Here is a 12872-nt window from a genome sequence, read left to right as displayed (position 1 = left end):
GCTACGCCACACATCCGAATCGTCCCTAAAGAATCAAACGTGATTCGCCTTGTCCAGTGGCGCGGCGAAAAAAGATGTCCGGACGGCGATTTTTGTCAGGCCAGGGAGCGCTCCACGATGTCACGCAGATCGACGGAAACGCTGTTTGCACCGGCAATCGAAACCAGGGCCTGCCGTGCTTTTTCCTGCCGTGCCGGCTCCAGCGAGCGCCATGAGCGGAAGGCCGTGGCGAGCCGGGCCGAAAGTTGCGGATTGCCGCCATCGATCTCCAGGAGAGCGTCGGCAAAGAAAGCATAGGCAGTTCCGTCCGCCCGATGGAAGCCGGTCTGGTTGCCGGTGGAAAAGGTGCCGAGCAACGCCCGGACCCGGTTGGGATTGTCGATGTGGAACGCCGGATGCCGCATCAGGGCGCGCACCGTCTCCAGTGCCTTCGTGCCGGGGGTGGTCGACTGGATCTGGAACCATTTGTCCATCGCAAGCGGCATCGTTGCGTGGCGGGCCGCGAAGTCGGCAAGCGCTGCATCGGTCCGGGGCGATCCGGCGTGTTCGTGCGCCAGCGTTCCCAGACCGGCGATCAGGTCCGTCATATTGGTGGCGGTGCGGTAGTGCCGTTCCGCGATGTCGGCGCCGCCTTCGAGGCGGGCAAGGTAGCCGAGCACCACGTTGCGCAAGGCACGACGCCCCGCGCTGGCGGCATCGGGGCGGAAAGGCCCCCGATCCTCCAGCTCCTCGTAAAGCTTCCCGAACGGCTCGCGATTGGCTGCGGCAATGAACGCGGACAGCGTGCTGCGGGCAGCGAGCACGGCGTCGGGGTCGATATCCCTGCCGATGTCGCGGGCGATGTCGGCTTCCGAAGGCAGCGTCAGCGCGAGCGCGCGATAGGCCGGCTCAAGGGTTGCGTCTGTTGCGATCCTGCCTGCGAGTTTCGCGATATCCTTCTGATAGTTTGCCTCTTTTCCACCCAGCAGAAGGCGATACCCGGCAATCAGGGCATCGGTCAGCAGCGTGTTGAAGGCCTGCCAGCGTCCGAACGGATCGCTGTCATGGCCGACCAGGAAGGCAAGGTCCTCGGGACGCTGCTCGATGGCAAGGGTGACCGGAGCGGAAAAGCCGCGGTTGAGCGACAGCACCGGACGTTCGGGCACACCGTGAAAGCGCAGCTTGTGGCTGCGCTTGCGCACATGGATGACACCGTTTTCGACCGTTGCGCCTTCGGCCGCGGTGAATCCGGTTTCCTTGCCGTCGCTGCCGATCAGACCGAAAGCCAGCGGAATGTGCATGGCGCGTTTGCGGCTTTCCGACGGTGTCGGCGGCACGGACTGTTCTATGTCGAGGGTAAGAGTGCCGGCCTCATAGCTCGCTTTGATGGTCAGGTTCGGCGTTCCGGACTGGTTATACCAGAGGCCGAACTGCGAAAGATCGCGTCCCGACGCATCCTCGAACACTTTCAGGAAGTCCTCGATGGTACAGGCTTGCCCGTCGTGACGCTCGAAGTAGAGTTCCATGCCGGAGCGGAAGGTCTCTGCCCCCAGGATTGTGCGCAGCATGCGCACCACTTCCGAACCCTTTTCGTAGACGGTCGCCGTGTAGAAATTATTGATCTCGCGATAGCGGCGCGGACGCACCGGATGGGCGAGGGGTCCCTGATCCTCCGGGAACTGAAGCGCGCGCAGCGTGCGCACCTCCGCGATGCGCTTCACTCCGCGCGAGCGCTGGTCCGCCGAAAACTCGTGGTCGCGGAAAACGGTCAGTCCTTCCTTGAGGCAGAGCTGGAACCAGTCACGGCAAGTGATTCTATTGCCTGTCCAATTATGGAAATACTCATGCGCGATGATCGCCTCGATATTGGCGAAATCGGTGTCCGTCGCGGTCGCTTCGTCGGCCAGCACATATTTGTCGTTGAAGATGTTGAGGCCCTTGTTCTCCATCGCGCCCATGTTGAAATCGGAGACGGCAACGATGTTGAACACGTCTAGGTCGTATTCGCGTCCGAACGCGTCCTCGTCCCATTTCATCGAGCGCTTCAGCGCATCCATGGCGTAGGCCGCGAGCTTCTCCTTGCCGTGCTCGACATGGATGGCGAGTTCCACGGTTCGTCCGCTCATGGTGGTGAAGCTGTCGCGCAGGCAGCCGAGATCGCCGGCCACCAGCGCAAACAGATAGGAAGGCTTGGGGTGGGGATCGTGCCATTCGGCGAAGTGCCAGCCATCCCCAAGCTCCCCGCCCGCCACCGGATTGCCGTTGGACAGCAGAAGAGGAGCCTCCGCCTTCGCGGCTTCGATGCGCACATGGTAGACTGACAGGATGTCCGGCCTGTCGAGGAAATAGGTGATGCGGCGAAAGCCTTCCGGCTCGCACTGGGTGCAGTAGACGCCGTTTGAGCGGTAAAGCCCCATCAGTGCCTTGTTGCGATCCGGATCCAGTTCGGTCTCGATGAGCAGCCGAAAGCTGCGTGCTTCCGGCAGGTTCGTCAGGACGAGTTTCCCGGATGTCGCCTCATGGGCGGGATTGCCATATCCGTCGAGCTCGATGCGTTTCAGCTTCAGCCCGTCTCCGTCCAGCACCAGCGGCGCGCACGCCTCCGTTCCGGCCCGGCGTTCGACGGTCAGGTCTGCAACGACGGTCGTCGTGTCGCGTGCCAGCCGGAACGTGAGATGAATTTGCGGGATGAGATAGTCGCTTGGCCGGTAGTCTTCGAGCCTGAACAGCTGGCCGGTATCTGTACGCATATGCTTTCCATTCCTTCCGCCACCGGATTCTCATGGGCAGACGGAGCCGTCACTTTGGCGCAAGACAATCCGGTAAGGGTTCTTTACATGATAGGCGCCTGCGTCGGGAAGCCCACGACAGGGGATCAGACTCTCACATCGCCTGAGGACGCAGGGCAATTGAATACGCCAACGCTTGAGCATTCCAGCAGACCCCTTACGGCAATCAGCCTGAAGATTACTTCCGTGGTGATCTTCGTGGCCATGTCGTCCCTGATCAAATCGGCCGGAGCGCTTCCGGCGGGGCAGGTGGTCTTCTTCCGCTCATTCTTTGCGATGCTGCCCATCCTGCTTTTCCTCGGCTGGAAGGGAGAGTTGCGCACGGCTTTCACCACCCGCAGGCCATTGGGTCATCTGGCGCGGGGTTTCGTCGGCGTCTGTTCGATGGGGCTCACCTTTTTTGCTCTGGCGCGGCTGCCGTTGGCCGATGCGATCACGCTGAACTATGCGCAGCCGCTTATGGTTGTGGTGTTCAGCTCCCTGTTTCTGGGGGAGCCCATCCGCATCTACAGATGGGGCGCCGTCGCCGTAGGGCTGATCGGAGTCGTCATCATTTCCTGGCCTGAGCTTACCCTGCTGCGCTCAGGGGCGGCCATGGACGACCAGCAGGTTCTTGGGGTGATGGCTGCGCTGACTGGCGCTGCGACCTCCGCGGTGGCAGCCATTCTGGTCCGCAATCTGGTCGACAGCGAGCGCACCGCCACCATCGTGCTGTGGTTCTCGCTCATGGCAAGCATCATCTCCCTCGGCACCTTGCCGTTCGGCTGGGAGGCGCTCGACCTTCATCAGGCGATATTGTTGATCGCCAGCGGAATTTTCGGCGGCATTGCCCAGCTTTTCATGACTGCTGCCTATCGTCATGCCGAGATTTCGGTGGTCGCTCCCTTCGAATACACCTCGATCATCCTCGCCATCGTCATCGGCTATCTGGTCTTCAGCGACCTGCCGGGCATCCACATGCTTGCCGGCGGTGTGGTCGTCGTGGCGGCCGGGCTGTTCATCATATTCCGGGAGCGCCAGCTCGGGCTGGAGCGGGCAAGGGCGCGCAAGGTCACGCCCCCTCAGGGATGAGGCAAGCCCGCCCGCATCAGGAAAGCGCGCGCAGCTTCATTTTCACTTCGAGGAAGTCTCGCCAGGCAAGCCGTTTGTGCGCCGGCGTGCGCAGCAGATAGGCCGGATGCAGCGTTGGCATGGCCGGGATTTCGACACCGGACGGACCGGTGTAGACACGCCAGTTGCCGCGCAGCCGCAGGATGCCTTCCGTGGTGTTGAGCAGCGTCTTGGCGGAAGCTCCGCCCAGATGAACGAGCACCTTCGGGCCGGCCAGCTCGATCTGCCGCTCGATGAAGGGGCGGCAGATCTCGGTTTCCTGCGGGGTTGGCGCACGGTTGCCCGGCGGCCGCCATGGAATCACATTGGCGATGTAGACCTTGCTGCGGTCCAGATCGATGGCGTCCAGAATTCGGTCGAGCAACTGGCCGGAGCGGCCGACGAAGGGCTTGCCTTCGAGATCCTCGTCGCGTCCCGGCGCTTCGCCAATTAACATGACAGCGGCTTCCGGATTGCCGTCGGAAAACACCAGATTCTTGGCGGTGGCCTTGAGATTGCAACCGTCGAAGCCGGCCATGCATTCGCGCAATTCGTCCAGCGTGGCAGCGTTCGCGGCAAGCTCGCGGGCAAACGCTATCTGCTGCCCGTCCGGTACCGCCGCCGGCTGCGCAGCCGGGCGGGCGACGGGCGGTGGTGCGGCCGGTTGCGATGGAGCGTTTCGCTGTGCCTGGGGCCGCGCCTCATGCTGATGGGAAGGCTGGGCCGGCTGCGGGGCGCGTTCCTCGAAGCGGTTTATGGGGGCATCGTCCAGTGCTTCATCCACCCCGGCCTCGGCATAGAAGGCGAGGAGGGCATGGATGTCGGGGATGGTATCGGGGGCGGCTGCGCTCATGCCGGCACAATCGGCATATCGATGGCCTTTTTCAAGTCAGGATGAGGGAATGCGCGGGTCTTGCACCAGATAGAATGTCCAGCGCGGCGTGAAATCGGTGATCGCGAACTGGAAGGACACCGTATGCAGGGGGTCTACCTGCCCGCCGGAGAAAAGCAGCCTGTCATATGGCTCGAATGAGCGATCGAAGCGGGTGAATGCGCTGGAGGAGATTGTCTCGGGCGAACGGTTGCGCTGGTCGAAGGAAAGGCCATCGCCAAAGACGCTTGGCCGCCCCGGTATCTCCTGAAGCTCGAATTCGAACTCGATCCACGGATGGCCGCTGTTGTTGAGAATATCGAGGCGCAGATGCAGCACCATGAGCTGGCCATCACCGGGAAGGCGTGGCATGCGACGCATCGCGGTGCGGATGGTCAGTGTCGCCGGCGTGGCCGACACGAACTCCTCGATCAGAACGATCGGATCGTCGCGGGTTCCCGTGCCGCCGGCGGCGGTGATCGTGAAGTGGCCGGGCTCGTCCGAAAACATGTAGGGTCCGGCAGGCCACATATCGCCTTCCTCGGCAAAGCCCGGAGCGGCGGCGAGCAACGCCGCAACGAATGCCGAAACCACGAATTTCCAGCCCCTGCCGGGCGGCTTCGGCAGGCGAACGGGCGGCAGGCAGGACAATTCCCGGGTGCGCATGCGTCAAGTATCGCCGATCCGTGCCCCGGCGCATATTCAATTGTGCGCCAGCAAAGGTTGGCGAGGGCGGGACGCGACGTACGGAGCGCCCGGTCAGCGACAATTTTGACGTTTACGTTTACGTAAATTTCTGCGACCTTACGCGGCAAGGGAAAATGCCGGAGGCGGTGTTCTGCCGGTTTCCCGTCGCAGACTGATGCGCTATGGAGCGCGGGAGCCAGCTAGGTATCGGCAAGCCAATGCGGAGGGATTGATGAGCGATATGGAACGCGAGAGCATGGAGTTCGACGTGGTGATCGTCGGAGCCGGACCGGCAGGTCTGGCGGCGGCGATTCGCCTCAAACAGGTCAATCCCGAGCTTTCCGTCGTCGTTCTGGAGAAGGGCGGCGAGGTTGGCGCGCATATTCTGTCGGGCGCGGTTGTCGATCCGATCGGCATCGACCGATTGCTGCCGGGCTGGCGTGACGAGGTGGATCATCCCTTCAAAACGCCGGTGACCGACGATCATTTCCTTCTTCTGGGCCCCGCCGGCTCGGTCCGCCTGCCGAATTTCCTCATGCCGCCCCTGATGAGCAATCACGGCAACTACATCGTTTCTCTTGGCAATGTCTGCCGCTGGCTGGCCGGCAAGGCGGAGGAGCTTGGCGTCGAGATCTATCCGGGCTTCGCGGTCGCGGGTCTCATCTACAACGATGAGGGCGCGGTAACCGGCGTCTATACCGGCGACATGGGCGTGGAGCGGGACGGGACGCACGGTCCCAACTTCGCCCCCGGCATGGCGCTGATGGGCAAATATGTGCTGATCGGTGAGGGAGTGCGCGGCTCGCTCGCCAAACAGCTCATCGAGAAGTACGATCTTGCCGCCGGCCGCGAGCCCGGCAAATTCGGTATCGGCCTCAAGGAACTCTGGCAGGTCGAGCCCGAAAACCACAAGCAGGGCCTGGTGCAGCACTCTTTCGGCTGGCCCCTCGACATGAAGACCGGTGGCGGTTCCTTCCTCTACCATCTGGAAGACAATCTGGTCGCGGTCGGCTTCGTCGTCCATCTGAACTACAAGAATCCGTACCTGTCGCCGTTCGAGGAATTCCAGCGCTTCAAGACGCATCCGGCCATTCGCGGCACTTTCGAAGGGGCCAGGCGTATCGGTTACGGCGCGCGTGCCATCACCGAGGGCGGCTGGCAGTCGGTGCCGAAGATGTCGTTCCCCGGCGGTGTGCTGATGGGCTGCTCGGCCGGCCTCGTCAATGTGCCGCGCATCAAGGGATCCCACAACGCGGTGCTGTCGGGTATCATGGCGGCCGAGCATGTGGTGGAGGCCATCGCTGCCGGCCGCGCCAATGACAATCTGGTCAGCTATGAGCAGGCCTGGCGCGGTTCCGACATCGGCAAGGACCTGAAGCGGGTGCGCAACGTCAAGCCGCTGTGGTCCAGGTTCGGCACGCTGGTCGGTGTCGGCCTCGGCGGGTTCGACATGTGGCTGAACACGCTGTTCGGCGTTTCGCCCTTCGGCACGCTGAAGCACGGCAAGACCGATGCCGCCTCGCTGGAGCCGGCATCGAAGCACCGCAGGATCGATTATCCCAAGCCGGACGGTGTTCTGACCTTCGACCGCCTGTCTTCGGTTTTCCTGTCCAACACCAACCACGAGGAGGACCAGCCGGTTCACCTTCAGGTCAGGGACATGGGCCTGCAGGAGCGGTCCGAGCATGATGTCTTTGCCGGTCCGTCGACCCGCTACTGTCCGGCTGGCGTCTATGAATGGGTGGATGCCGATGGCAACGCCGCGTCCGATCCGAACGCCAGGGATGTACGCTACGTCATCAACGCGCAGAACTGCGTCCACTGCAAGACCTGCGACATCAAGGACCCGAACCAGAACATTAACTGGGTGCCGCCGCAAGGCGGCGAGGGCCCGGTCTACGCCAACATGTAAGGAATTGCGGGGTTTCGGCCCCGCTTTTCATTTTCAGCCGCGCCGCCGCTCGAGCGAAACGGTAGCGCTTTCCTGTTCGCCGTCAGGCTTTTCGGACTCGGGCTGTACCGAGAACTCGACGAGTATCGGAACATGGTCCGAACCGACGGCCTCCAGCCGTTCGATGGAATGCACCACCACATTGCCTCTGACGAACACATTGTCGATGGGCAGGCCGGCAAACAGGAAGGCCATTGGCAATCGCCGGTCGATCCATGTCGGCCCGGGCGAGGCCACGAGGTTCAGTCCCCCCGCCGCGGCCAGCCGGGATGCCGCCGCGCTCCATGGCGCGGCGTTCAGGTCGCCGGCGAGGATCGCATTGTCTGCGAGAGTGGAAAGTGGCCCGCTCATCTGCGAAATCTGCCGGAATTGGGGGAGTGGCCACGGCCAGCCAAGATGCAGGGCGGCTATGTCGACCGTCGATCCGCTGAAATCCACGGATGCCATGGTGAGCGAAACGAGCGGATGGCAAGCCGGCTTGCCGCCTTCGACAAAGGGGCGACGCGACAGGACCGCAACCCCGTAGCGCGTGTCCGCATAGGTGCAGAAGCTGCTGTAAGGGTAGGCGCCGTCGAGAAGTTTCAGTTTTTCTTTCCACGACGGGCTGACCTCGGAAAGACTCAGCACATCCGGTTGCACGCGGCCGATCAGCGACAGCACCTTCTCAGGCGTCGCATTGTCGTGCCGCAGGTTGAGTTCAAGCAGGCGGTAGACGGCGCGGTCCCCGGGTCTGGCCGGAAAGGCTTTTGCGTTGATTGCGAAGGGAAGGTGCATGACGCCTGTTACGGAAGACAGCGCGCTTAACGCGAACACCAGCGCCGACAGGGACAGCAGCCGGTTTGGCGTAAAGAGCAGCGCAATGGCCAGAACTACGGTGAGAAAGGCCAGATGCACACGAAAATGGGCAAAGGAATCGAAGGCAGGATGGAAGTCGCCAAAAAATCCCAGCAGCAATGCCAGCGACGCGCCGATCATGCCGGGCAGAAGAAGGGAGCGGAGTTTGCTTGTCATGGGCGATGCTTGTGGACGCAATTACGGCTCATTGATGGTGTCATGAAGCTCGCATAGGATGCGCGCTCGAATTGCATGTCAGATACCGGGAAAAGCGTTTGAAGGCGACCGTTTCAGCAATCCTAGTCCTCGTGGTCGTTTTCGCAATCATCCCCGGCACGGAGGCTGTGGCTGGCGGCGAGATCATCGAGCGGGTCGAAACATACCCCGTATCGGGACGCACGGGCATAGAACTCTATCGATCGATCGGGGAGCGGGGACCGAAAAGCGGCGTCGGACGCGCCATTGCGCACACGACCTTCAAACTGACATGGCGCAGGGATTACCGGCCGCAGGGCACCTCATGCACGCTCGTTTCCGCTGTCCCGCGGCTCATCATCACCTACACGCTTCCGAAACCTTCCAACCCTCTCCCGCCGGAAACGAGGAAGCGCTGGGACACCTTCATCGATGGCATTAGGCGACATGAGCAGGTCCATGGCGTTCACATGAAGGAGATGGTGGCCGAGATCGAGGCGAACACCATCGGTGCCACGGCTGAGAACGATCCGGGCTGCAAGAAGATCAGGCAGGACATCCAGGCCCCGCTGGGCGCGGCGTCGTTGCGCCAGCGGCAGCGCAGCAGCGATTTCGACCGGATCGAGATGGCCGAGGGCGCAAACATGCACCGCCTCATACTCGGGCTAGTCAATGGGGATTAGAGCAATTCCAGCAAAAGTGCGAAGCGGTTTTGCGTTCGGAATTTCGTGAAAACAAAGGGTTAGATCATGTCGCCCGAAAGCAGGGACCGGTTTCGGGACGCCGACATGCGTGAAAACAGGAACTTGAAGCGCAAGCAACGAATCTGAAAGATCGCGACACGCCTTACCGGGGCCTTACTGGAACGCCGTTTCCGTGAAGCTGCGAAGCTTGCGTGAGTGCAGGCGCTCCATCGGCATTTCGGCGAGCTTTTCCATGGCCCTGATGCCTATGGTGAGATGCTGGGCCACCTGCCGCTTGTAGAACTCGCTGGCCATGCCCGGCAGCTTCAGCTCGCCATGCAGCGGCTTGTCGGAAACGCACAGCAGCGTTCCGTAGGGAACACGGAAGCGGAAGCCGTTGGCTGCGATGGTCGCCGATTCCATGTCGAGCGCGATGGCGCGCGATTGCGAGAGCCGCTGCACCGGGCCGCGCTGGTCGCGCAGTTCCCAGTTGCGGTTGTCGATGGTGGCGACCGTGCCGGTGCGCATGATGCGCTTGAGATCGTAGCCGGAAAGGCCGGTCACTTCCGCGACCGCTTCCTGCAAGGCGACCTGAATTTCGGCCAGCGCCGGCAGGGGTATCCATACAGGCAGGTCGTCGTCCAGGACATGATCCTCGCGGACATAGGCATGCGCCAGCACATAGTCGCCAAGCGCCTGCGTGTTGCGCAGCCCGGCGCAATGGCCAAGCATCACCCAGGCATGAGGCCGCAGAACGGCGATATGGTCGGTGATTGTTTTGGCGTTGGAGGGACCGACGCCGATATTGACCATCGTTATGCCGCCATGCCCGGGCTTCTTGAGATGATAGGCCGGCATCTGCGGCAGCCGCGTCAGTCCGGCTTCCGGGTTGCGGTCTTCCCCGGCGGCCGTGATGAAATTGCCCGGTTCCACGAACTCCGAATAGCCGCCGCCTCCCTCCGCCATCAGCTGGCGGGCGCGGGCGACGAACTCGTCGATGTAGAACTGGTAGTTGGTGAACAGCACATAGTTCTGGAAATGCTCCGGGCTGGTCGCCGTATAGTGCGGAAGCCGGTGCAGCGAGTAGTCGACGCGCTGGGCGGTGAACGGCGCGAGCGGCCGCGCTTCGCCCAGCCCCACCTCGAAGGTGCCGTTGGCGATATGGTCGTCGGTGCCGTCGAGGTCCGGCACGTCGAACAGGTCGCGGATCGGCCGGCGCAGGCGCTCGGCCACCGAACTATCGACATAGGTGCCTTCGAGGAAGGCGAAATGCAGTGGGATCGGCGTGGTCGATTCCTGCACGACCACCGGCACGCCGTGGTTGCGGATGATGAGCCGAAGCTGCTCGGTCAGATAGGTTTCGAACAGATGGGGCCGCGTAACGGTCGTAGAGAAATGTCCGGGCAGGGGCATGTGACCGTAAGCTTGGCGCGAGTCCACCTGGGTGAAGGATGCCGTGGTCACGCCGACTTCCGGATAGAAGGCCCGGTAGCGCTTGTGCGTATCGCCGCCGGAAGCCAGAGCGGCAAAGGAATCCCGCAGGAACTGCGTGTTGCGATCATAAATGCGGCGCAGCGCAGCGACTGCCTCGGCCGGATCGTCGAAGCTTTGCGGTTGCACCGGCTCCGGCGTGACGACCGTTTCGATGGGCTGCGGGTAGATTCGGTTTTCCATGACCCAATATAGGGCCATGGCTCGAGAGTGGGGAAGGGGGCTGCTGAAGCTTGCTGTTGATGTTCTTGCGCCGGTCAGGCCCGCTTCAGGCTGACCAGCAGAACGAAGCCGACGCCCTTCTTCTTCAGGGACGGGGCCTCGATGGTCTGGCCAATGTCGCCCCGCACCATGGGAACGGCCAGAACCGGAGCGGCCAGCAACGTCAGGATCAGCGCCGCGCGGGGGAGGATGCGCAGGAAGGTCAGGCTGTTTTCGAAGATGGTGTTCATTGTCCTGTTCCCTGTCCTTGCCTCAGCGGCCCGTTGTTCCGGTGCAGCCCAGCAGGCATTTGCCTGCGCGTACCTCATCCCAGTGGCGGGGCTGGCGGCCGGCTTCCGCGACGATCATGGCGAAACCGATGCCGAAGAGCGTGGCCAGCAGGCAGACGATGGTGAAGCGGCGAGCGAGCATGTCCGGTTTCCCTGATGTTGAAACCAGGATCGCACCGGCAGCCTGAACCCTCTCTGAGAGGGCCGTTCATCTGAGGTTCAAAATTATTGACGCTGCTTAACCACGTCAGGTTATTGCGCGGATGCCGGAAGTGCCTATGTGCCTCCGACAGATCATGAAACTGCCGGAGAAGGACAAATGACGAGCCAGACCGCCCCCATCGAGCTGCACTACTGGCCGACCCCCAATGGCCACAAGATCACGATCTTCCTGGAGGAAGCGGGCATTCCCTACGAGGTCCATTATGTGAATATCGGACGCGGCGAGCAGTTCGAGCCTTCATTCCTGCAAATCGCTCCCAACAATCGCATGCCTGCGATCGTCGATCCGGAAGGTCCGGGCGGAGAGCCGATATCTGTCTTCGAGTCCGGCGCCATCCTGCAATATCTCGGGCGCAAGTTCGGCAGGTTCTATCCCGCGGACGAGCGCCAGCGTACGGACGTGGACCAGTGGCTGTTCTGGCAGATGGGCGGTCTTGGGCCAATGGCGGGGCAGGCCCACCATTTCCGCCAGTACGCGCCGGAGAAAATCCAGTATGGCATCGACCGCTACACCAATGAGGTGAACCGGCTCTACGGCGTGATGAACAAGCGTCTCGCCGACCGCGAATATCTGGCCGGGGACTATTCGATTGCCGATATGGCTGCGTTCCCGTGGGTTCGCCCGTACCGCAATCAGGGACAGGATCTGGAGGATTTTCCGAACCTCAGGCGCTGGTTCGAGGCCATTGCCGCGCGCCCGGCTGTCCAGAAGGCGGTTGAAGTCGGACAGGATCACCGCAACAATCTTGCCGAGGACAAGGAAGCGCAGAAAATCCTGTTCGGCCAGAAGGCGCGCGCCTGACTGCCGCCCGTTTAGGAAGGGAGGGCCGCCGGATGACCGGCGGCCATTGCCTTTCCTACTGGCGGGTAAGCTTTTCGCTCTTGCATATCAGCCCGCCCAGCACGCAGCCGGAAAGCGAAAGGGTGTTGCCCGATATGCTGGCCTTGCCGTTGTAGGTCTTGCCCTCATCCAGCTTGTTGACCGAGCCTTTGTAGGCGCCGTTGCCGCCTTCCATGCAGCCGATCGATTTGCCCTTGTATTCGCCGGTCATCACCGTGCCGCAATATTTCGAGCCGCTGCCGGCATAGGAGATCAGCGTGCCGTTGGGCCGCTTCCACGTGCCTTCGATCGGATCGGCAAGAGCCGTGCCGGCCGTCATGAGAATGGCGAATGCCGCCACGCTGGTAATGCGAAACATGTCTCCTCCCTGAGCGCTGCGTTCCTCTTACGCAAACGTAAGCTAATCCAGCCCCGTGCCGGGCGAAAGCCGTGCCGCTGGGGAAGATCGACGATATTTTTTCAAGCGCAACGGGGCTGTATCAAAACGAAATCGCGAAACCGATGCGTTGTCTTGGTTAGCGAAGGGTTGAATTCAGCTTATGAAATTTCGGTAAAATTCGAGCCGAAAGCCAGCTGTTTCCGGCTTTTCCATCGTTAACGAAGTGTGACGTTTACCTATTGTTTTTAGCTTTGTTTTCTTCAAATTAAGCACGTCTTTTTACGGCGAATTCAAGCCCCTGGGGCATTCTCGGAAGCATCGAAGGGCAGCCTCCCACACACCAAGAACGAGGCGCTCTCGCAACGGGACA

12 protein-coding genes are annotated in these 12872 nt (G+C 61.9%); 4 read left to right on the top strand and 8 right to left on the bottom strand.

Translation table 11 applies throughout. The features are described from left to right. Window positions 1-95 precede the first annotated feature (95 nt). Entirely contained in the window at window positions 96-2729 is a 2634-nt protein-coding gene (gene pepN / locus DES43_RS05225) for an aminopeptidase N (RefSeq protein ID WP_035022956.1), read from the bottom strand. Window positions 2730-2888: 159 nt separating this feature from the next. Between pepN and DES43_RS05220 the strand changes: the two genes are divergently transcribed. Beyond that, a complete protein-coding gene (locus DES43_RS05220) occupies window positions 2889-3839 on the top strand; it encodes a DMT family transporter (RefSeq protein WP_035022954.1) in 951 nt (316 codons plus the stop codon). 16 nt (window positions 3840-3855) lie between these two features. Here the strand turns inward: DES43_RS05220 and DES43_RS05215 are convergent, their stop codons facing one another. Further along, on the bottom strand, window positions 3856-4710 hold the full coding sequence (locus DES43_RS05215) for a uracil-DNA glycosylase (RefSeq protein WP_035022952.1): 855 nt from the start codon (window positions 4708-4710) through the stop codon (window positions 3856-3858). A 36-nt stretch (window positions 4711-4746) separates the two neighbouring features. Next, complete coding sequence (locus DES43_RS05210) at window positions 4747-5394, bottom strand: hypothetical protein (protein ID WP_342585375.1); 648 nt, start codon at window positions 5392-5394, stop codon at window positions 4747-4749. A gap of 253 nt (window positions 5395-5647) precedes the next feature. Between DES43_RS05210 and DES43_RS05205 the strand changes: the two genes are divergently transcribed. Continuing rightward, complete coding sequence (locus DES43_RS05205; RefSeq protein ID WP_035022950.1) at window positions 5648-7327, top strand: electron transfer flavoprotein-ubiquinone oxidoreductase; 1680 nt, start codon at window positions 5648-5650, stop codon at window positions 7325-7327. Window positions 7328-7360: 33 nt separating this feature from the next. On the opposite strand, the gene DES43_RS05200 is transcribed toward DES43_RS05205, so the two are convergent. After that, window positions 7361-8377 carry an endonuclease/exonuclease/phosphatase family protein gene (locus tag DES43_RS05200; protein WP_035022948.1) on the bottom strand — a complete coding sequence of 339 codons (1017 nt, stop codon included), beginning with the start codon at window positions 8375-8377 and terminating at the stop codon, window positions 7361-7363. Window positions 8378-8508: 131 nt separating this feature from the next. Here DES43_RS05200 and DES43_RS05195 point away from each other — a divergent pair, with 131 nt between their 5' ends. Next, the gene (locus DES43_RS05195) at window positions 8509-9078 is read left to right on the top strand and encodes a DUF922 domain-containing Zn-dependent protease (RefSeq protein WP_245264624.1); all 570 of its coding nucleotides are present in this window, start codon (window positions 8509-8511) and stop codon (window positions 9076-9078) included. 174 nt (window positions 9079-9252) lie between these two features. On the opposite strand, the gene DES43_RS05190 is transcribed toward DES43_RS05195, so the two are convergent. The 3 genes from DES43_RS05190 to DES43_RS22300 all read right to left on the bottom strand — a co-directional run bounded on the left by DES43_RS05190 (window position 9253) and on the right by DES43_RS22300 (window position 11202). After that, window positions 9253-10752: an AMP nucleosidase gene (locus DES43_RS05190; RefSeq protein WP_035023457.1), complete on the bottom strand. Its 1500-nt coding sequence runs from the start codon at window positions 10750-10752 to the stop codon at window positions 9253-9255. Between the two features lie 74 nt (window positions 10753-10826). Then, window positions 10827-11021 (bottom strand): hypothetical protein, encoded by a 195-nt coding sequence (locus DES43_RS05185; RefSeq protein ID WP_035022942.1) that lies wholly within the window; start codon window positions 11019-11021, stop codon window positions 10827-10829. 22 nt (window positions 11022-11043) lie between these two features. Further along, window positions 11044-11202 carry a hypothetical protein gene (locus DES43_RS22300; protein WP_166647708.1) on the bottom strand — a complete coding sequence of 53 codons (159 nt, stop codon included), beginning with the start codon at window positions 11200-11202 and terminating at the stop codon, window positions 11044-11046. Window positions 11203-11379: 177 nt separating this feature from the next. Here DES43_RS22300 and DES43_RS05180 point away from each other — a divergent pair, with 177 nt between their 5' ends. Then, window positions 11380-12084 carry a glutathione S-transferase family protein gene (locus tag DES43_RS05180; protein ID WP_035022939.1) on the top strand — a complete coding sequence of 235 codons (705 nt, stop codon included), beginning with the start codon at window positions 11380-11382 and terminating at the stop codon, window positions 12082-12084. Window positions 12085-12139: 55 nt separating this feature from the next. On the opposite strand, the gene DES43_RS05175 is transcribed toward DES43_RS05180, so the two are convergent. Then, window positions 12140-12481 carry a DUF2147 domain-containing protein gene (locus DES43_RS05175; RefSeq protein WP_051520354.1) on the bottom strand — a complete coding sequence of 114 codons (342 nt, stop codon included), beginning with the start codon at window positions 12479-12481 and terminating at the stop codon, window positions 12140-12142. Between the last annotated feature and the right edge of the window lie 391 nt (window positions 12482-12872).

It is taken from the genome of Aquamicrobium defluvii, from assembly GCF_004363725.1.
Lineage (GTDB): Bacteria > Pseudomonadota > Alphaproteobacteria > Rhizobiales > Rhizobiaceae > Mesorhizobium > Mesorhizobium defluvii.
This window is presented reverse-complemented; position numbering and strand designations above follow the sequence as displayed.